At 67.1% G+C, this 19,677-nt stretch carries 20 protein-coding genes; 2 read left to right on the top strand and 18 right to left on the bottom strand.

Going from position 1 to position 19,677, the window contains the following annotated elements; translation table 11 throughout:
* Nucleotides 1–56 precede the first annotated feature (56 nt).
* Together G6P88_RS15755 and G6P88_RS15760 are read left to right on the top strand one after the other, a co-directional pair.
* On the top strand, nucleotides 57–2,216 hold the full coding sequence (locus G6P88_RS15755) for a TonB-dependent siderophore receptor (RefSeq protein WP_165324018.1): 2,160 nt from the start codon (nucleotides 57–59) through the stop codon (nucleotides 2,214–2,216).
* Nucleotides 2,216–3,982, top strand: a complete 1,767-nt coding sequence (locus tag G6P88_RS15760; RefSeq protein WP_165324019.1) for a M14 family metallopeptidase — start codon at nucleotides 2,216–2,218, stop codon at nucleotides 3,980–3,982. Before G6P88_RS15755 ends, G6P88_RS15760 begins: the two co-directional genes overlap by 1 nt.
* Nucleotides 3,983–4,018: 36 nt before the next feature.
* Here the strand turns inward: G6P88_RS15760 and G6P88_RS15765 are convergent, their stop codons facing one another.
* From G6P88_RS15765 to G6P88_RS15850, 18 genes are read right to left on the bottom strand one after another with little or no spacing between them, the layout of a single operon-like run.
* Nucleotides 4,019–4,768 carry an SDR family oxidoreductase gene (locus tag G6P88_RS15765; RefSeq protein WP_165324020.1) on the bottom strand — a complete coding sequence of 250 codons (750 nt, stop codon included), beginning with the start codon at nucleotides 4,766–4,768 and terminating at the stop codon, nucleotides 4,019–4,021.
* Nucleotides 4,769–4,790: 22 nt separating this feature from the next.
* Nucleotides 4,791–5,990, bottom strand: coding sequence for a thiolase family protein (locus G6P88_RS15770; RefSeq protein WP_165324021.1), 1,200 nt, complete (start codon nucleotides 5,988–5,990; stop codon nucleotides 4,791–4,793).
* The gene (locus G6P88_RS15775) at nucleotides 5,983–6,369 is read right to left on the bottom strand and encodes a nuclear transport factor 2 family protein (RefSeq protein ID WP_206335790.1); all 387 of its coding nucleotides are present in this window, start codon (nucleotides 6,367–6,369) and stop codon (nucleotides 5,983–5,985) included. The genes G6P88_RS15770 and G6P88_RS15775 overlap by 8 nt, the downstream gene beginning before the upstream one ends.
* A 1-nt stretch (nucleotide 6,370) precedes the next feature.
* On the bottom strand, nucleotides 6,371–6,838 hold the full coding sequence (locus G6P88_RS15780; protein ID WP_165324022.1) for a MaoC family dehydratase: 468 nt from the start codon (nucleotides 6,836–6,838) through the stop codon (nucleotides 6,371–6,373).
* Complete coding sequence (locus G6P88_RS15785) at nucleotides 6,835–7,617, bottom strand: SDR family oxidoreductase (protein WP_165324023.1); 783 nt, start codon at nucleotides 7,615–7,617, stop codon at nucleotides 6,835–6,837. The genes G6P88_RS15780 and G6P88_RS15785 overlap by 4 nt, the downstream gene beginning before the upstream one ends.
* A complete protein-coding gene (locus G6P88_RS15790) occupies nucleotides 7,614–8,732 on the bottom strand; it encodes an acyl-CoA dehydrogenase family protein (RefSeq protein ID WP_165324024.1) in 1,119 nt (372 codons plus the stop codon). The genes G6P88_RS15785 and G6P88_RS15790 overlap by 4 nt, the downstream gene beginning before the upstream one ends.
* Nucleotides 8,732–9,646 carry an SDR family oxidoreductase gene (locus G6P88_RS15795; protein WP_165324025.1) on the bottom strand — a complete coding sequence of 305 codons (915 nt, stop codon included), beginning with the start codon at nucleotides 9,644–9,646 and terminating at the stop codon, nucleotides 8,732–8,734. Before G6P88_RS15795 ends, G6P88_RS15790 begins: the two co-directional genes overlap by 1 nt.
* A gap of 13 nt (nucleotides 9,647–9,659) precedes the next feature.
* The gene (locus tag G6P88_RS15800; RefSeq protein WP_165324026.1) at nucleotides 9,660–10,259 is read right to left on the bottom strand and encodes a gamma carbonic anhydrase family protein; all 600 of its coding nucleotides are present in this window, start codon (nucleotides 10,257–10,259) and stop codon (nucleotides 9,660–9,662) included.
* A complete protein-coding gene (locus tag G6P88_RS15805) occupies nucleotides 10,259–11,413 on the bottom strand; it encodes an acetyl-CoA C-acetyltransferase (RefSeq protein WP_165324027.1) in 1,155 nt (384 codons plus the stop codon). The genes G6P88_RS15800 and G6P88_RS15805 overlap by 1 nt, the downstream gene beginning before the upstream one ends.
* Nucleotides 11,406–12,392 (bottom strand): acyl-CoA dehydrogenase family protein, encoded by a 987-nt coding sequence (locus G6P88_RS15810; protein WP_165324028.1) that lies wholly within the window; start codon nucleotides 12,390–12,392, stop codon nucleotides 11,406–11,408. The genes G6P88_RS15805 and G6P88_RS15810 overlap by 8 nt, the downstream gene beginning before the upstream one ends.
* A gap of 13 nt (nucleotides 12,393–12,405) precedes the next feature.
* The gene (locus G6P88_RS15815; protein ID WP_165324029.1) at nucleotides 12,406–13,557 is read right to left on the bottom strand and encodes an acyl-CoA dehydrogenase family protein; all 1,152 of its coding nucleotides are present in this window, start codon (nucleotides 13,555–13,557) and stop codon (nucleotides 12,406–12,408) included.
* A gap of 2 nt (nucleotides 13,558–13,559) precedes the next feature.
* On the bottom strand, nucleotides 13,560–14,315 hold the full coding sequence (locus G6P88_RS15820; protein ID WP_165324030.1) for an enoyl-CoA hydratase family protein: 756 nt from the start codon (nucleotides 14,313–14,315) through the stop codon (nucleotides 13,560–13,562).
* A complete protein-coding gene (locus G6P88_RS15825) occupies nucleotides 14,315–15,394 on the bottom strand; it encodes an NAD(P)H-dependent flavin oxidoreductase (protein WP_165324031.1) in 1,080 nt (359 codons plus the stop codon). Before G6P88_RS15825 ends, G6P88_RS15820 begins: the two co-directional genes overlap by 1 nt.
* A 2-nt stretch (nucleotides 15,395–15,396) precedes the next feature.
* A complete protein-coding gene (locus G6P88_RS15830; RefSeq protein ID WP_165324032.1) occupies nucleotides 15,397–16,578 on the bottom strand; it encodes a lipid-transfer protein in 1,182 nt (393 codons plus the stop codon).
* Nucleotides 16,575–17,012: a Zn-ribbon domain-containing OB-fold protein gene (locus G6P88_RS15835; protein ID WP_165324033.1), complete on the bottom strand. Its 438-nt coding sequence runs from the start codon at nucleotides 17,010–17,012 to the stop codon at nucleotides 16,575–16,577. Before G6P88_RS15835 ends, G6P88_RS15830 begins: the two co-directional genes overlap by 4 nt.
* Nucleotides 17,009–17,806, bottom strand: a complete 798-nt coding sequence (locus G6P88_RS15840) for a CoA-transferase subunit beta (RefSeq protein ID WP_165324034.1) — start codon at nucleotides 17,804–17,806, stop codon at nucleotides 17,009–17,011. Before G6P88_RS15840 ends, G6P88_RS15835 begins: the two co-directional genes overlap by 4 nt.
* Before the next feature lie 10 nt (nucleotides 17,807–17,816).
* Nucleotides 17,817–18,707, bottom strand: a complete 891-nt coding sequence (locus G6P88_RS15845; RefSeq protein WP_345719169.1) for a CoA transferase subunit A — start codon at nucleotides 18,705–18,707, stop codon at nucleotides 17,817–17,819.
* Nucleotides 18,704–19,597, bottom strand: coding sequence for a VOC family protein (locus tag G6P88_RS15850; RefSeq protein ID WP_165324036.1), 894 nt, complete (start codon nucleotides 19,595–19,597; stop codon nucleotides 18,704–18,706). Before G6P88_RS15850 ends, G6P88_RS15845 begins: the two co-directional genes overlap by 4 nt.
* Nucleotides 19,598–19,677 lie beyond the last annotated feature (80 nt).

The following is a 19,677-nucleotide window of genomic DNA, read 5'->3' on the forward strand; positions in this document are numbered from 1 at the left end:
CGCCGCCGGGGGCTCGCCGCATCGGTCCCCGCCGTGCAAGCCGATTGGGGGACATCATGTATTTCGCGCTACGCCACCGTTTTTCGCTTCGAGCCCTTGCGGTCGCCTTGGCTACCGTCACCGCTCCGGCCTTCGCGGAGGATGCGGGGGGCGACGCCTATGGTGAGGAGGCAGAGCAGCACATCACCGTCAACGGCGTGCGCCAGCCCTATCGCGGCGATTTCACCCTTGCCGAGATTCCGCAGTCGATCGCCAGCATCACGGCGGAGACGTTGGAGGCGAACGTCATAGTGCGGCTGACCGACGCGCTCGACCTCAACGCGTCGGTATCGCGGCAGAACACGCTTGGCGGTCTGTGGGATTCCTTTGCCGTGCGTGGCTTCGCAGGCGATGAAAATCTCCCGACCGGATATCTGGTGAACGGGTTCAACGGCGGCCGCGGATTCGGCGGCCAGCGCGACGTTGCCGGGATCGAGAGCGTGGAAGTCCTGAAGGGCCCGGCGGCTGCGCTGCTGGGGCGTGGCGAACCGGGTGGCACCGTCAACATCGTGACAAAGCAGGCCGAGATCGGTCGCAGCTTCGGCACGGCCTCTCTGCAATATGGCAGTTTCGATCGCTTCCGTGGCGAAGCCGATGCCAACATAGCGCTCTCGGGCAATCTGACGGCGCGGCTGATCGGCTATGCGGAAAAGAAGGAGTCCTTCCGCGATACCGTCGAGGAAAAGCGCTGGGGCTTCCTCCCCTCGATCGGCCTCGCGCTCGGCGAACGCACCCGCCTCACCTATGATTTCGAATGGACCAGGGTCGAGGTGCCGTTCGATCGTGGCATCGTGGTGCTCAACAACAATTTCAACACCGTCCCGCGTAGCCGCTTTCTGGGCGAACCAGGGGACGGCGACACCGTGGCCCGTGCCACCGGCCATCAATTGCGGTTGCAGCATGAGATCAACGACGGGTGGAGCTTGCTTGTCGGCGCCAGCCTGCGCGACACCTTGCTTACGGGTATGTCGTCCGACGCGGAACTGGTGCCGTCGCGGCAGAAGCTGTTCGTCGACGGCACGTCGCTGTCGCGGCAGCGCCGTTCGCGCCGCTACGACTCGCGCCAATGGGTCGTGCGCGCAGAGCTTTCGGGCGAGTTCGAGACCGGTGGCTTCCGCCACCGCGTCCTGATCGGCGCGGATCATGACGTGTTCGAGAATGAGCAGGACTTCCGGCGCTTCCGCCCGCCCGTCGTCACCGGCGCGACCACCGACCAGGCGGGCTATGTCATCGACATTCGCAACCCGGTCTATGGCCGCTTCGCGCTGCCCGTTCCGGCGCCGCTCAACGACCGGCTCGATGTCCAGCGTTCGACCGGCATCTTCGTGCAGGATCAACTGAGCCTGACCGATCGGCTGCAGATCCGCATCGGCGCGCGTTATGACGACTTCCGGCTGCGCACCGACAACCGCCTGACCGGTATCGACACCCGGCGCAGCAAGGGGCGGTTGAGCCCGCAAGCCGGCGTCGTCTATCGGCTGAGCGATCCGCTCACGCTCTATGCCGCCTATGGCGAGGGATTTCGTGCCAATATCGGCACCGATGTCCTGGGCCGGATCTTCGATCCTGAGACCAGCCGGTCGGCCGAGCTGGGGGTGAAGCTGAATGCGCTTGGCGGGCGCCTGACGGGCACTTTGGCGGTCTTCCAACTGCAGAAGTCCAACGTCCTTGCCAGCGACACCAACAACCCCGGCTTTTCGGTGGCCATCGGCAAGGCCCGCAGCCGGGGTATCGAGCTGGATCTGAACGGCCGCCTGCCCGGCGATATCGATCTGCTGCTGAGCTATGCCTATCTGGACGCCGAAGCGCGATCGAGCGTTCGCGACCCGAATTTCTCGTTCCAGATCCGACCGGGCGATCCCCTGATCAACATTCCCGACCACAGCCTGAACGCCCAGTTGTCGAAGCGCTTCTCCATTGGCGGTCGGGAGGCGCAGTTCGGCGCGGGCTTGCAATATGTCGGCGAGCGTTCCGGCGAGACCGGGACGGCTTTCACGCTGCCGTCGCACACGCTGTTCCGGCTGTTCGGAGATGTCGAGTTGCTCGACGGGATCGAGCTGTTCGCATCGGTCCAGAATCTGTTCGACACCAAATGGTACGCCAACAGCTACTCGCCGCTGTGGGTGCAGCCGGGCGCTCCGCGCACCGCCACGATCGGGGTCCGCGCGGCGTTCTGATGTACGGTCGATTGGTGCGCTTCGCCGCCCTGGCGGCGGTCTCTTCCCTGGCGGTGGCGTCGGTTCCCGGGCCGGTCCTGCCGCCGGCACTGCCCTGGTCAGGTTCCAGCGAACGGCTGGTCGTGGACGCGACCGACCCCTGGGTCACCCCGGCGGAACGTGCGGGCTTCGCGACGACCCCGCGCGAGGTTGAGGTGCGGGCCTGGCTGGATCGGCTGGCTGCGGCCTCTCCGCTGATTTCCGTCGAACGTTTCGGGCAGTCCGGCGAAGGGCGGGACCTTGTCCTGGTCCGGGCCAGCAAAGGTGGGACTGTCAAGCCAGTGGTGCTCGTTCAGGCGGGGATCCATGCCGGTGAGATCGACGGCAAGGATGCCGGCCTCATGCTGCTGCGCGACATCGCGCTGCGCGGCAAGGCGGACCTGCTCGACCATGTCGATCTGGTTTTCGTGCCGATCTACAATGTCGACGGGCACGAGCGGATGAGCCGGTGGAACTTCCCGCATCTGCGCGGGCCCGCCGAGAAAGGCACCGAAGGCAATGCCCGCGACATCAATCTCAACCGCGACTATGCCAAGGCCGATGCACCCGAGACCCGGGCGATGATCGGCCTGCTGCGCCGGCTCGATCCCATTCTCTACATAGACTGCCATGTCAGCGGCGGCTTCGACATGGGCTATGACATCACTTTCACCTATGCCGGATGGGGCCGCTATGCCCGCCACCGCGCCACGGCGGACTGGCTCGAAACGCGCTTCGGGCCGACCGTTATGGCCGCGCTAGAGCGCAGGGGGCATATCCCCGCCATCTATCCGAGCCCGATCGACGTCCGGCAGCCAGACAAGGGCATACGCTACAGCCCCGAGGGGCCGCGCTATTCGACCGGCTATGGCGACTTCATCGGCGTGCCGACGGTGCTCGTCGAGAACCATATGCTCAAGCCGTATCGCCAGCGCGTGCTGGGCACCTATGTGTTGATCGAGGCGGCACTACGCCTCGCCGCCGCCGACGCCGCGCGCATCGAGCAGGCCAAGGCCACCGACCGGGCGAGCCGCCCTGCATCACTGCTGACCCGATGGAAGCCCGCTGCCGAGCCGATCGGCTGGGTCGAGGACTTCAAGGGCGTCGCGTTCGAGACCTATATGTCGCCCGCGAGTGGACGGGTCGAGCAACGCTGGCTGGGCCGACCCGCGCGGTTCCGCATGCCGATCATCGGCCAGGTGCCGGTGGAGACGGTCACGCTCCTCAAAGCCTGGTGGGTCCCGGCCGCCCAGAGCGAGGTGATCGATCGCCTGCGTCTTCATGGCATCGGGTTCGAGGTGGTTGACCAGCCCCGGCGCCTGAAGGTCGACCGCGTGACGTTGCGCGACCCGAAACTGGCACGGCCGAACGAAGGGCGCGTTCCGCTTGAAGCGCGTTTCGAACATGGTTTGATCGAAGAGACCATGCCCGCGGGCACGATCCGGGTGCCGTCCGACCAGCCGCTCGGCCTGCTTGCGGCGGCGCTGCTCGAGCCGGAGAGCCAGGATTCCTTCCTTGCCTGGGGCTTCTTCCCGGAGATGCTGGGCGTTCCGCCCGGGACGGAGGATTTTGTCCGGGCTGCATCCGCCGAGGCACTGCTTGAAGCGGACAGCCGGTTGCGTGAGCAGTTCGCCCGAAAACTGGCACAGGAACCCGACTTCGCCCGTGATCCGGAGGCCCGGCTGTCGTGGCTGCTCGACAGCGTGCGCGGCGATGCGCTGACCTATCCCGTCCGGCGGGAGCCCTGAGCGAGCCGCACTGCGCGACCCGCTCGGGCCGTCCGATCAGCGCGCCAGATATCCGCCGTCGACTGCGAGCGGGTGACCGGTGATGAAGCTCGCCTTGTCGGAGGCGAGGAAGACCACGGCATCGGCGATTTCCTCGGCCCGGCCCATGCGGTTCATCGGGTGCATCTGCGCCATGAAGGCCCGGCTCTGGTCGCTCAGCCCCTCGGCTTCGGTCATCGGCGTGCTGATCGCGCCGGGGCAGACGCAGTTCACGCGGATGCCCTCGGCCGCATAGCGCATCGCCGCCGAGCGGGTGAGGCCGACCACGGCATGCTTGCTGCCGCAATAGCCGGCACCTGCAAGGCCGACCATGCCGGCAACCGATGCGGTGTTGACGATCGAGCCCGAGCCCTGCTTCGCCATGTGGCGCAGCTCGGCGGCCATGCAGAGCATCACGCCGCGCTGGTTTACCGCGACGACCTTGTCATAGAGGTCCACCGACTCCCACGGGGTCGTATAGTCCTCCAGCGACACGCCTGCATTGTTGAAGGCGATGTCGAGCCGGCCCCATCTGGCCACCACGCCATCGACCGCCGCTTCGACCGCCGCCTGATCGGTCACATCGAGCGCGATCGAATAGGCGTCCCCGCCTGCGGCGCGGATCGTCTCGACGGTTTCGGTCGGATCCTTCAGGTCGGCGACCGCGACCTTCGCGCCCTCGGCGGCGAAGGCGATTGCGGTGGCCGCACCAATCCCGCCCGCACCGCCCGTGACAAAGGCAATGCGGTTCTCGAGCAATCCTGCCATGGCGTATCCCCTCTGTTTTCGTTCAGACGATTTCGAACAGACCCGCAGCCCCCATGCCGCCGGCGATGCACATCGACACGACCGCATAGCGGACGCCACGGCGACGGCCTTCGAGCAGTGCGTGGCCGACGAGGCGCGAGCCCGTCATGCCGAAGGGGTGGCCGAGGGCGATACCGCCGCCGTCGACATTGAGCTTGGCGGGATCGATGCCGAGCTTGTCGCGGCAGTAGAGCAGCTGGCTGGCGAAGGCCTCGTTGATCTCCCACAGGCCGATATCGTCGACCTTGAGGCCGGCGCGGTCGAGCAGCTTCGGAATGGCGAAGACCGGACCGATGCCCATTTCCTCGGGCGCGCAGGCCGCGACCTGCATGCCGCGATAGATGCCCAGGATCGGGAGGCCTTCTTTCTCGGCCAGCGCGCGCGACATCACGACCTGCGCTGAAGCGCCGTCCGACAGCTGGCTGGCGTTGCCGGCGGTGATGTGGCGACCTTCCTTGATGATCGCGCCGTCCTTGTAGACCGGCTTGAGGGCGGCGAGCCCCTCGGCCGTCGTGTCGCCACGAATGCCTTCGTCGCGGTCGAGAACGAGGTCCTGATGGCCCGCTGCGGTGCCGTCCTTCTCGAACAACGCCTTGCGGACCGAGATGGGAACGATCTCGTCGGCGAAACGGCCTTCGGCCTGGGCTGCTGCCGCGCGCTGCTGACTCTCGGCCGAGAAGGCGTCCTGTGCCTCGCGCGAAATGCCATAGCGTTCGGCGACGATCTCGGCGGTCTCGATCATCGGGATATAGGCATGCGGCTCGGCGGCGATCACCGCTTCCGACCGGTTGCGATAGGTCGAGGCATGCTTGGTGAGCGTCAGGCTGATCGACTCGACGCCGCCTGCAACGGCGACGTCGATATCGTCGGCGATGATCGAGCGGGCGGCGAGCGCGACGGCGGTCAGCCCCGAGCCGCATTTGCGATCGAGCGCAAATCCGGGTGCGTTACGCAGGCCCGACGTTGCCGCCGTCAGCCGGCCGAGATTATAGCTCTGCGTACCCGACTGCGTGCCGACGCCCAGGAAGATATCCTCGACCCGCTCGGGATCGATCCCCGCGCGCTCGACGGCGGCGCGCACGACATGGCCCGACAGCACCGGGGCCTCGGTGTCGTTGAAGGCGCCGCGATAGGCCCGGCCGATGCCGGTACGGGCGGTGGAAACGATAACGGCTTCACGCATGGGGCATACCTTCAAATCCGGTCATGTTGGTCGGGCCGAAGAAAGCCTTCATCGACACGACCTTGCCGGCCTCGTTGAACTGGAAAAGATCGATCACGTCGACCCGCATGCCGGGGTGGGCGAAGCCGACGTTGAACGCGAAGGCGGCGGTGTCGCCGGCAATGCGGACGGGTCCCTCGAGGTTGAGCTTGGGCTTGCCCTGCATCGAGGAGGTGTAGAAGGCGCGGATCGCGTCATGGCCGACATGCGGCGGGGTGCCGACGGGATCTTCCACGGTCGCGTTCTCCGCGAACAGGCCGACCACCATTTCGGGATCGCAGGCGTCGAACGCCGCGACATAGGTTTCGACCGCGCGGACCATATCTGCAGCATTGGGCATCTTAGCTCTCCGGATAATAGCGACTGATGGTGTCGACCGTGCAGGCCGGTTTTTCCGACCCTTCCAGTTCGATGGTAATCCGCACGATCGACTGGATCGAGCCCTTGATCTCCTCGACCTTCACGATTTCGCCGGTGCCGCGAATGCGCGAACCGACGGGCACGGGGGCGAGGAAGCGGGTACGGTCCATGCCAACGTTCACGCCATGGCTGAACCGCTGGACCTCGATCAGCTGCGGCAGGAAGGCGTTGGCGAGGCTGAGCGTCAGATAGCCATGGGCGATCGTCTTGCCGAACGGGCCGGTGGCGGCGCGCTCGGGGTCGACATGGATCCACTGGCGATCCTCGGTCGCCTCGGCGAACTGGTCGATGCGCGACTGTTCGATCACCAGCCAGGGGGTCGGGCCCAGCTGCGTTCCCTCGGCGCCGAGCAGGTCGCGCGGCGAGGCGAAGATGCGGGGGCCGGTCATGCGTGCTGGCTCGACACCGACAGGACTTCGCCGGTCATGTAGCTCGACAGGTCGGAGGCGAGGAAGATCATCACATTCGCCACTTCCCACACTTCAGCGGGGCGGCCGAAGGCCTCGCGCTTCGACAGTTCGGCGAGCAGCTCGTCGGTGGTGACCTTGGCGAGGAAGGCGTGCATCGCGATCGACGGGGCGACCGCGTTGATCCGGACGCCATGCTGCGCCGCCTCGATCGCCGAGCAGCGGGTGAAGGCCATTACCCCGGCCTTGGCGGCGGCATAATGCGACTGGCCCTCCTGCGCGCGCCAGCCGAGCACCGAGGCGTTGTTGACGATCGCGCCCTGGCCGCGCTCGTACATGTGGGGCAGGAAGGCGCGGCTCATGCGCATCACCGACGTCAGGGTGACGTCGATGATGCGGCTCCACTCGTCATCCTTCATGTCGACGACGCTGGCGGTGCCGCCCAGGCCGGCATTGTTGATCAGCACGTCGACATGACCGAGTTCGGCCAATGCGGCATCGCGCAGGGCGAGCACGTCCTCCTCGCGGGTCACGTCGCACAGCTTGACCGCCGGGCGGGTGCCGGTCGCTTCGGCGATCCGGTCGGCGGCCTCGTTCAGGCGGCGCTCGTGAAAGTCGCTCATCAGCACGGTGGCGCCCTCTTCCGACGCGCGCTTGGCGGCAGAAAAGCCGATGCCGGTACCGGCGGCGGCGGTGACCACGACGGTCTTCCCGGCCAGAAGATTGCGACCGGGCGGATAGGGGGGAACGGTACGGCTCATGCGGCAACCTCGTCGATGATGGCGCGCGCGATGGCGTCGCGATGCTCGTCGATCCGATCGAGCAACGTCGCCGAAGACCGGGCGCGTTTGAAGAATAGATGGGCGTGATGTTCCCAAGTGTAACCGATGCCGCCGTGCAGCTGGATGCCGTCGGCGGCGCAGCGCAGATAGGCGTCGCTGCAATAGGCGCGCGCACCATGCGCGGCCTTGGCGAAATCCTCGCCATCCGCGATCGCACGCGCGGCCCAGTCGGCGGCCGAACGAGCGCTGTCGACCAGCAGCTTCATATCGGCCATGCGATGCTTCATCGCCTGAAAGGAGCCGATCAGGCGACCGAACTGAACGCGCTGCATCGAATAGGCGACCGTCTCGTCGAGCGTGCGCGCGGCCCCGCCGACCTGTTCGGACGCCAGCAGGCCCGCTGCGGCGGTCCAGGCTTCGCGTAGCGCGGGGCCGGCATCGGCGACGAATTCGCCTTCCGCCAGTTCGACGCCATCGAAGCGGATGACCGCCATCGGGCGGGTCAGGTCGAGCGACACGACGCGCTCGACGGTGACGCCAGCGCGATCTGCAGGGATCGCGGCGAGGCCGACATCGTCCCAGCCATTGCCCCCGCCGGTTGCCACGATCAGGATCGAGGCTCCGTGGCCGAAAGAGACATAATGGGCTTCGCCGTTCAGCCTTCCATCAACGATGCGCGGGCCGATGCCGTGGGGCAGTGCGCCGCCGCGCGCGTCGCGCAGCGCCAGGGTCGCGACCTCGCCACTGGCGATCCGACCAAGCAATTCCTGGCGCTTTCCGGCCGGAAAGGCGCGAGCGATGGTGCCGCCCGCGAGGACGACACTCTCGAACCAGGGAATGGGAGCGAGCGTGCGGCCGAGCTCTTCGAGGATCAGTGCCTGTTCGATCGCGCCCAGGCCGATGCCGCCATCCTCCTCGGCGATGCCGAGGCCTGCGAAACCGAGCTCCTGCGCGAAGCCCAGCCAGAGCTCCTCGTCCCAGCCGGCGTCGCTGTCGATCGTCTTGCGCAGTCGCTCGAAATCGGCGCGGTCGGCGAGATAGTCGCGCGCGGCCTCACGAATGGCGATCTGGTCGTCGGTGAGCGTCAGAGCCATCAGCCTGCTCCGTAGACGGGCTTGGCGGGCGCGCGGCCCGCGACGAGGGCTTCGACGACGGCGCCAACCTCATCGGCGCGCAGCGCGCGGCCCGGATCGGCCGAAGTCGGTCCGTCGGTCCAGCCCTGGGCGATGCGGATCGTGCCGCCGAATGGCTCGAACACCTGCCCGGTGACGCCAGCGGACGCTTCGCTCGCCAGCCAGGCGACGAGCGGCGCGGTGTTCTCGGGTGCGTAGGGGTCGAAGGCCGCTTCCTGCATCGACGTCATCGTGTCGGCGAAGGCCGTCATCGTCATGCGGGTGCGGGCATTGGGGGCCAGCGCATTGGCGGTGATGCCATAGCGCGCCAGTTCGGTCGCCTGGACCAGCGTCAGCGTGGCGATCCCGGCCTTGGCCGCCGAATAGGCGCTTTGCCCGACGCTGCCCTGCAGGCCCGCTCCAGAAGTGGTGTTGACGATCCGCGCCGAAACCGGACGACCCGCCTTTTGTTCGGCGCGCCAGTGATCGACCGCATGGCGGCTGAGGCAGAAATGGCCGCGCAGATGGACGCGGGTGACCGCGTCCCACTCCTCGGGCGTCGCCGAGACGAACATGCGGTCGCGGACGAAGCCCGCATTGTTGACGACCGCATGGAGTGCGCCGAAGGCGTCGATCGCCTTGCGGACGGTCTCGCGCGTCGCTTCCCAGTCGGCGACGTCGGCGGTGTCGGCGATCGCCTCGCCGCCGGCCGCCCGGATCTCATCGACCACCTTTTCGGCGGCACCTTTCGACTCGCCCGCTTCACCATGGGTTCCGACGCCGAGGTCGTTGACGACAACCTTGGCGCCTTCGGCGGCAAGGCCCAGCGCATAGGCGCGGCCCAGCCCGCCTCCGGCGCCGGTGACGATCACCACCCGTCCTTCGCAAATACCCATTAGCGTCTTCCTCTCAATTGGCGCGCGACAGGCGCACGGCCCGGGCACCGCCCGCAGGGCGGCGACGATCCGGCTCGGGCGCCGTCAGCGCTTCGCATTCATGTAGTTCGGCGAGCGAACGGCGGGCGAGGCGGACATATTCGCCGTCGTCCTCCATCCGCCACATCACCTTGTCGGCGTCGATCGTCCGCACGGCCTGCGCGGGGTTGCCCGCCAGCAGCGTGCGTTGCGGCGCGCGCATCCCCGATTTCACGAGACTGAGCGCCGCGACGAGGCACTCGTCGCCGATCTCCGCCCCGTCGAGGACGACTGCGTTCATGCCCACCAGCACATGGCGACCCAGCGTGCAGCCGTGCAGGATCGCACCATGCGCGACGGTACAGCCATAGCCGACGATGCAATCGGTCTCGGCCGAGCTGTGCAGCGTGGCATTGTCCTGGATCGAGGCGTTGCCTTCGACCAGGATGCGTCCGAAATCCCCGCGTAGCGACGCACCCGGGCCGATATAGCAGCCCGGGCCGACGATCACGTCGCCGATCAGCGACGCGGTGGGATGCAGGAAGGCGCCGGGGTCGACCACCGGCACCGATCCCTCGAACGCATAGACCGGCATCACCCCAGCCGTTCGATGATGGTGACGTTGGCGAGACCGCCGCCCTCGCACATCGTCTGCAGGCCATAGCGGCCGCCGCGGCGTTCGAGTTCGTACAGCAGCGTCGTCATCAGCTTTGCGCCCGTCGCGCCGAGCGGATGTCCGAGCGCAATCGCGCCGCCATTGACGTTCACCTTCGACAGGTCGGCGCCGAGATCCTTGGCCCAGGCCAGAGCGACGCTGGCGAAGGCCTCGTTGATCTCGACCAGGTCGATGTCCGACAGCTTCAGGCCGGTCTTTTGCAGCGCATGGCGCGTGGCGGGGATTGGTGCGGTCAGCATCATGATCGGGTTGTCGCCACGTACCGTCAGATGATGGATGCGCGCGCGCGGCTTCAGGCCATGGTCCTTCACCGCTTGCTCGCTCGCGATCAGCACGGCGGCGGCGGCATCGGCGATCTGGCTCGACACGCCGGCGGTGATCCGCCCGCCCTCGCGAACCGGCTTGAGGTTCGCCAGCCCCGCGAGCGTCGTGCCGCGGCGCACCGTTTCGTCGGCCGCGAAGCCGTCGACTGCGACGATCTCGGCCGCAAAGCGACCGCTGTCGATCGCCTCCTCGGCGCGGCGGTTGCTCTCGGCGGCGAAGACTTCCATGTCCTCGCGGCTGATGTCCCACTGCTCCGCGATCTTCTCGGCGGCGTAGATCTGGTTGACCTCTTCCTTGCCATAGCGCGCGGCCCAGGCAGGCGAGGTGGAGAAGGGGGTCTCGAAACCGAAGGCTTGTCCGGCGATCATCGCGGCGGAGATCGGGATCGCGTTCATGTTCTGGACGCCGCCCGCGACGATCAGGTCCTGCGTGCCCGACATCACGGCCTGCGCCGCGAAGTGGATCGCCTGTTGCGACGAGCCGCACTGCCGGTCGATCGTGACACCCGGCACCGCCTCGGGATAGCCGGCGGCGAGCCAGCAGCTGCGGCCCATATTGCCCGCCTGCGGACCGATCGCGTCGACGCAGCCCCAGATCACGTCGTCGACCGCGTTCGGATCGATACCGGTTCGCTTGACGATCTCCTGGATCGGGATCGCGCCCAGATCGGCCGGATGCCAGCCGGCGAGCGTGCCCTTCTTCTTGCCGGTCGGGGTCCGGATCGCATCGACGATATAGGCTTCAGCCATGGTGCAGCTCGCTTTCGAAAGTCGTGTCGGGCCCGATCGTCATGCCGCCGTCGACCACGGCAGCCTCGATCCGGCGCTGGTGGAAGGCACGATCGCCCCAGGCTCCGGCCAGCGCCCAGCAGCGCTTCATCCAGAAGTGGAGATCGACCTCATAGGTATAGCCCATCGCGCCATGGACCTGGATCGCGGTCTCGGCGCTCAGCATCGCCGCATCGGTCGCGGCGACCTTGGCGTGGCTGACATGGATGGGGGTACGGGCATGATCGTTCTGCGCAGCGAAGGCTGCGCGCAGGACGACCGGGCGGGCAAACTCCAGCTTGACCGCGACGGTCGCCAGATGATGCTTGATCGCCTGGAACTGGCCGATCTGCTGCCCGAACTGTTCGCGCGTCTTGGCATAATCGGTAGCGAGTTCGAGCATGCGCTCGGCCGCGCCGATCAGCTGTGCGGCCGCGATCAGCGCGGCGCGATCGAGCAGGCGATCATCTTCCGCGACGGGCGTGGCCGCGAAGAGCCTGCGAAGCGGATCGACCGTCTCGACCGATTGCCCGGCGTCGGGAGCCGGCCTGGCGATACCGCCCGCATAGAGCAGACCGGCCTGGTCGAGGTCGGCGATCCACGGATTGATCGGATGGCCGAGCGCCACCTTGAGCGTACCGGCGGCGACATCGGCCTGCTGCGCTTCGTCGAGCAGCGGCGCGGCGACAAGCGCTGTGTCCGCAAGCGGCTCGGAGACATTGGCGCGCCCGAGCTCGATCGCGATCAGCGCCGCTTCGACCAGCCCCATGCCGAGGCCGCCCTGTGTTTCGGGAACCAGCAGCCCGGTCAGGCCCATGCCGACGAGGCCATCCCAGATGGCGGCGTCGCGATTGCCTTCGGCGTCGAGGCGGCGAAGCACCTCGGGGCCATGCTCACCGCTCAGATAGTCGCGGATGGCTTCGCGGAGGTCGATCTGGTCCTGGGTAAGACGGAAATCCATGTGGCCGTCCCCCTCAGCGCGGCAGGCCGAGCAGGCGCTCGGCGATGATGTTGCGCTGGATCTCGTTCGATCCCGCGTAGATCGGACCGGATAGCGAGAAGATATAGCCCTCCAGCCAGCTATTCTCGCTGCCGTCGGCGAGCGAACGCAGTTCGGCCCCCGCGCCGAGCAGGCTCATCGCCGCGCGGTGCGCGGCCCGGTCGAGCTCCGACCAGAAGATCTTGTTGAGGCTGGCCTCGGCGCCGATATGGCCGCCGGCCATCACTGTCGCCGCGACCGAATAGGTGTTGAGCGCATAGGCCTCGGCATCCTGCCAGGCCTGCAATACCGCCTCGCGCGCCTGGGGCGACGCCGTATCGCGGTGCTGGCGATAGAGTTCGACCAGCCGCTTTGCCATCGCCTGGAAGCGGGCGGGCGAGCGCAGCATGAGGCCGCGTTCGAAGCCGGCCGTCGCCATCGCGACGTTCCAGCCCTCGCCCTCGCCCGCGATGCGGTTCGCGACGGGGACGCGGACCTCGTCGAAGAACAGCTCCGCGAAGCCCGGCTCGCCGTGAAGCTGGCGGATCGGGCGCCGGGTGACGCCCGGGCTGTTGAGGTCGAACAGGATGAAGGACAGGCCTTTGTGCCGCTTCGAATCCGGTTCAGTCCGGAACAGGCCGAAGCCCCAGTCGGCGAAGGAGGCGCGGCTCGACCAGGTCTTCTGCCCGGTGACGACATAATGGTCGCCATCGCGCACCGCGACGGTGCGGATCGCCGCCATGTCGGACCCGGCATTGGGCTCGGACCAGGCCTGCGCCCACATCAGCTCGCCCTTTGCCATCGGCGTCAGGAAGCGGGCCTTCTGCTCGTCGGTACCATATTCCATGATGGTCGGGCCGAGCAGGAAGATGCCGTTCTGGTTCGCGCGCAGCGGTGCGCCAGCGCCCCAATATTCCTCTTCGAAGATGAGCCAGCGGATCAGGTCGAGGCCGCGCCCGCCATAGGCTTCGGGCCAGGTGACCATGCCCCAGTTGCCCGAGGCGAGCTTGCGCTCCCACTCGACATGCTGGTCATAGCCTTCGCGGCCCTCGAGCGTCTTGAGCGGCTGCGCGGGGACATTGGCCCGCATCCAGTCGCGGACTTCGGCGCGGAACGCCTGTTGTTCGGTCGTGTAGTTCAGGTCCATGGTCAGAAGGTCGCCGCCTTGCCGGTCTCGACGAAGGCGTCGCGCGCCTTCTGCGAGTCCTCGTGCATGTACATTTCCAGGGTGAAGCCCTGCTCGAAGCGATAGCCATGGTCGACGTCGCGCGGCTCGAGGCCGTTGAGCGCTTCCTTGGCGATCACCAGTGCCTTGCGGCTCTTCGATGCGATGACGGTGCAGAAGGCCCGAGCCTCCTCGACCAGTGCCTCGCGCGGCACCACCTTTTCCACCGCGCCCAGGCGGTGCATCTCGGCGGCGGGGATGTTGCCGCCGGTGAAGAAGGCCGCGCGCACCTTGTGCAGCGGCAGCATGCGCGACAGATGGCTGGCGCCGCCCATCGCGCCGCGATCCACTTCGGGCAGCGAAAAATAGGCGTCCTCGGCGGCGAAAATCGTGTCCGACGCGCCGCAAATTCCGATGCCGCCGCCGATCACGAATTTGTGGACGGCAACCACGACCGGCACCTCGCAGTCGCGGACCGCCTTGAAGGTCAGGTAATTGCCCCGGTTGAGGACCGTGATCCGCTCGGGATGGGCCTGCATCTCCTTGATGTCGACGCCGCCGCAAAAGCCGCGCGCGGTTTCGGCGGCGCGGATCAGCACCACATTGACCTCGGGATTGCGACCGGCCTCTGTCACCATCGCGGGGATGCTGTTCCAGGTCGTGCTGTCGAAGGCGTTCACCGGGGGAACGTCGAAGACGATCTCGGCGATGCGATCCTTGATGGTGGTCGTGATCGGCATCAGCGGACTCCGGAGGAAAGAGAGGCGAGCGCAGCCAGTCTCTGGTGCGCCTCGGCCATGATGGTTTCGATAAGCTGTTCGCAGGTCGGCAGGTCGCCGAGGCGGCCGGCGACTACGCCCGTCGCCATCAGCCCGCCATCGGCGTCGCCGTCGACCACCGCACGCTGGATCATCATCGGCGCGGCTGCGGCCATCATCGCCTGGGGCAGGCTAAGCCCGCCATGGCTGGTCATGCCCTTCGCGGCCTTCAGCAGGTCGGCATAGCTCGCCTTGGTCTGGCGCTTCATCTGCAGGCCGCTTTCCACCGCGCGGCGCCACAGGCCGATGCCGTTGGAGCGCTCGATCCGGTCGAGCGCCTGGTTGCGGATCATCCGCTGCGGCAGGCCGTCGACCTTTGTCGACACTGTGATGTCGTCGGTCCCGGCCTTGACGTAGCGCGCCTTGACGTTGTCGGGCGGCGCGCTTTCCTGCGTCATCAGGAAGCGGGTGCCCATGGCAATGCCCGCCGCCCCGAAGGCCAGGGCTGCCGCGAGGCCGCGCCCGTCGCCGAAGCCGCCAGCCGCGATTACGGGCACCTGCACGGCATCCAGCACCTGCGGCAGCAGGATCGTCGTCGGGACCGAACCGGTATGCCCGCCGCCTTCGCCGCCCTGCACCGTGACCATGTCGACGCCCATCTGGACCATCTTCTGGGCGTGCTTGGCGGCGCCGATGGTCGGCATGCAGAGGATGCCCGCCTCCTTGAAGCGGGCGATCATCTTCGCGTCGGGGCCGCGCCCGAAGCTCACGGCGCGAATCTGGGCTGCATTCTCGAGGATCGCCTCGACGATCTCGGCGGCCCCCGGCTGGAAGGAGTGGAAGTTCACGCCAAACGGCTTGTCGGTGCCGGCGCGCACCTCGGCGATCGCCGCGCGCGCTTCGTCGGGCGTCATCACGGCAGCGGCGAGAAAGCCGAAGGCCCCTGCATTGGATGTCGCGATCACGAGCGGGGGCGTGGCGACCCAGCCCATCGCCGTCTGGACGATCGGGTAGCGGCAGCCGAGCAGGCGGGTGAGGGGGGTCTCGATCGGATCAGCCATGGTCACCGCTTCAGGATGACGGAGGAGCCATGCCCGAACAGCCCCTGGTTGGCGGTGATGCCGACCTTCGCACCTTCGACCTGTCGCTCGCCGGCCTCGCCGCGCAGCTGCCAGGTCAGTTCGCAGACCTGGGCAATCGCCTGGGCCGGAACCGCCTCGCCGAAGCAGGCGAGACCGCCCGAGGGGTTGATCGGCATGCGCCCGCCGACCCGGGTCGCGCCGTCGCGGGTGAGACCTGCAGCCTCGCCGCGTGCACAGAGACCCAGATCCTCGATCCAGTCGAGTTCGAGCGCGGTCGACAGGTCATAGACCTCGGCGACCGAGATGTCCTCGGGACCCATTCCGGCCTCGGCATAGGCTTTGGCTGGGAGAGCGGCACGGAAGCTGTGCGCTTCCGCCGCCACTGCGCTGTCGGTGGCGAGATCAGGCATCTCGATGATCGCCGAGGCGAAGGTCGGGGTGACCGTCGAGATGGCCGCGATCTTCGGTGCGTCGATCTTGCCGATCTTGCGCGCATAGGCCGCGCTGGCAATGATCAGAGCGGCGCCGCCGTCGGAGGTCGCGCAGACGTCCATCAGGCGCAGCGGGTTGGCGACCATCGGCGAGGCCGCGACGTCCTCCATCGTGAACGCCTTGCGATAGCGTGCCCGCTCATTGGTCAGGCCGTGTTGCGCATTCTTGATCTTCACCCGCGCGAAGTCGTCCTGCGTGTCGCCGTAGATTTCCATGCGGCGACGAGCATAGAGCGCGAAATAGGTCGGATTGGTGATGCCGACGCGGAAACGCACCCAGTCGGGATCGTCCGGCCGCTCGCCCTTGGCCGGCGCCAGGAAGCCCTTGGGCGTCGTGTCGGCCCCGATCACCAGCGCGACGTCCGCCTGCCCGCTCAGGATGCGCGAGCGCGCCGCCGTCAGCGCCTGCGATCCGCTGGCACAGGCCGCATAGCTGGTCTGCACCTCGGCGCCCTGCCAGCCCAGCGCCTGGGCGAAGGTCGCACCCGCCACATAGCCCGGATAGCCGCAGCGCATGGTGGCGGCACCCGACACGAACTGCACGTCGCGCCAGTCGATTCCCGCATCGCGCAGCGCTTCCTGCGCGGCGGCGACGCCATAGCCGACGAAATTGCGCCCCCATTTGCCCCAGGGGTGCATGCCGGCGCCGATGATGACGACATCTTCGCTCATCCTGCGTCCTCCATCGGCTTCCATTTCCAGACGAGCTTGCCCTTGGGATCGACCGCGTCGGGGATCGTCTCGACCACCAGCTCCATCGGCATGCCAGCGCGCAGGGCCTCGATCCCGACGCCTTCGACGACCTGTCCCAGCACGATCATCTTCTCACGGTCGAGTTCGACGGCGGCGATCGCATAAGGGACGAAGGGATCGGCCGCGATATAGGGCTCGGGCGGCTGGTAGCAGGCGTCGGTGAACGACCAGATCTTGCCCGTCCGTGACAGCTCGACTGTTTCGAACTGCGTGCTTGCGCAGGCCGGGTTGCGGCAGAAGCTCTCGAGCTTCGGGAAATAATAGGTGCCGCAGGCCGAGCAGCGGCTGCCGATCAGATGCGGTTCGGGGCCGGTCGTGAACCAGCCCGGCAGGACGGGATCGGCTTCGCTCATCCGCGCGTTCCCGAAGGATTACCCTTGATCACGGTCGCGCGGATATTGTGCGGGTCGAGGCGCGCGATGATCTCCAGCTGCTCGGCGGTCGGAGCCGGCGTGGTCGGCGGCGTTCCGTCGACGATCAGGTCGAAGCCGGTCGCGGCCTTGACCTCGTCGACGGTCACGCCATCGTGCAGCGAGACGAGGCGGATCGCATGATCCGGTCCGCCGAAGTCCATCACGCAGAGATTGGTGACGATGAAGCGGAGATCGACCCCGCTGAAGTCGGCGCCCGCTAGGCGGCGCGCAGGATTGTAGCCGACGCTCGAAACTGAATCGACTTCGCCGGGCACGAAGATGCGGGTCGAGTGGGCCGGCACGAACATCGAGTTGATGTGGTGGATCGTGTTGCCCGGAAAGCCGCGTGCGCCCAGCATCTGGACCTTCGGCTTCTCGAAGCTGCCGCCAATATAGGACAGGTTCATCTGCCCGAAGCGGTCGATCTGGATCGGCGACACCACCGCGTGCCGCTTGCCGGTCCATACCGCGCTGTCGAAATAGCGCGAGAAGGGAAGGTAGCCCGAAGGCTTGCGATCGTCATAGCCGCGCGGGCCGATCGGCACCGGATCCTCGACGAGATAGGCCTCGCCATCGGTCATCAGCAGTTCGGGTGCATGGGTGCTCTTGGCGAGGCTCGCGCCGAGGCGCGGGATCGGGCCGATGCCGGTGGCGACGATCTCGCCATTGTCCCGATAGAGTTCGGAACAGGCGACGATCAGCAGTTCGGCGAGCGTATGGTCTGGCGCGGTCATCGCGTCGTCCTCAGAAAATCGGGAAGGGCAGCTTGGAGATCGCTTCGATCCCACCGGCCTGCGCAAGATAATGGGCCTCGTCGGGGCCGACCTTTTCGTCGCGATAGCGATCCCAGCCGCCCTCTTCGGCGGCGCTGGCGGCATAGGCCTTCAGCGCAGCCATGTCCCAGCCATAGGCTGGCGGCATTGAGGTCGGGTGCGCCCCGCCGGGGGCCTCGACGACATGCTGGACGAAGCAGCGCTCGAACAGGTTCGCCTTGGCGTCCTCGGGATAGCTGTGGTCGAGCCGGTCGACGACCTCCTCGGCCGAGATGGCGACTTCCTTCGCGGCCTTGGCGAACCAGTCGTCATAATAGGTGTCGGGGCCGAGCGCCTGGCTGTTGCCCATGCGGTCGGCGCGGTGGACGTGAATCAGCGCGAAGTCGAGCGGGATGGCGGGCATCGCCAGCAGCACCTCGCCGTCCTCATAAGGCGAGGCGACCGTCTTGAAACCACCCTGCTCGAACACGTCGGTGCCGAGACCCACGCGCGTCGGCAGGAAAGGCAGGCGAAGCGCTGCGGCCTTGAGGCCCCACTGCAGCATGCCTTCGTCGAGTTCGAGGACTTCCAGCCCGCCGGCTTCGCGGGCCTTGCGAAAATAGGGTTCCAGCGGGATAGCGTCGAGCGACACGAAGCCATAGATCACCTTGCGAACCTTGCCCGCCGCCAGCAGCATGCCGACTTCGGGGCCGCCATAGGTGACGATCGTCAGGTCCTTGAGATCGCTGCGGAGCAGGGCGCGCACCAGTGCCATCGGCTTACGGCGCGGGCCCCAGCCGCCAATGCCGATCGTCATGCCGTCGCGGAGCTTTCCGATGACGGCGTCGGCAGTCGTTCTCTTGTCGAAAGTCTTAATCGTCACGCTCCGAAATCCCATTTGTGGCCCCAGAGGTCCTCCTTGATAGTGAAGGTCGGGGTCACCGTGGTCCAGTCAACGGTCTGTTCACCGCCACAGCCGAATTCGATGTCGAAACCGGATGGCGTGCGCATGTAGAAGCTGATCATCTTGTCGTTGGTGTGCCGCCCCAGCGTCGACGAGATGTGCACCCCGGCTGCGAGCGCACGGTCGAGGGCCAGGCCGACATCGTCGATCGAGGGCACCTCGACCATCGTGTGGATCAGGCCGGACGGCGCAGGAAATTCGCCGACCGCGACAGTGTGATGCCGCGGCCCGCTGGCGTGCATGAAGGACATGCCCAGTCCCTGTTCGGGACCGCCGGGGAAATGCACCCGCATTTCGTCGCTGTCGCCGAAGCCGAGCAGATCCTTGTAGAAGCGGCGGGTGTCGTCATAGCAATTGGTCGGCACCACGACATGGCCGAAGCCCATCTCGCCGGTGACGAAGGCCGGGACGCCGACGGGGGACACGAAGGGCGTCCCCGCCACGACATTGCCCCAGACAAGCTCGATCCGGTTTCCCGATGGATCGGCGAGCGATGCGATGCCCCGGACATGGCGGTCGGCGGCCAGCGCGGCATCTCCGCGCTCCACGGCGACGCCAGCCTTGTCGAGCTTGTCGAGAACAGCCGCCCAGGCTTCTTCGCTCGGACATTCCAGCCCGGCGCAGAGATATTTTTCCTCGTCGCCCTTCTCGATGCGGAAGCGCCACGGGCGCCCGTCGAGCCGCAGCATCAACCGGTCATCGGTCGAATCGGGCGTGGCCGCAGCCCCCACCACATTTTCGCCAAACCGGCGCCAGGCACCCACATCGCGTGACGCGACGCGAATATAGGCCAGCGATCTTACGGCCATCGTCCTTTGCCCTCCCCGCACCTCTTACTTTCGCGTTCGGGTCTATCGGCGCGTCCGCATGGTTTCAAGCACTTTACGTT

Source organism: Rhizorhabdus phycosphaerae, from assembly GCF_011044255.1.
GTDB classification, from domain to species: Bacteria; Pseudomonadota; Alphaproteobacteria; order Sphingomonadales; family Sphingomonadaceae; genus Rhizorhabdus; species Rhizorhabdus phycosphaerae.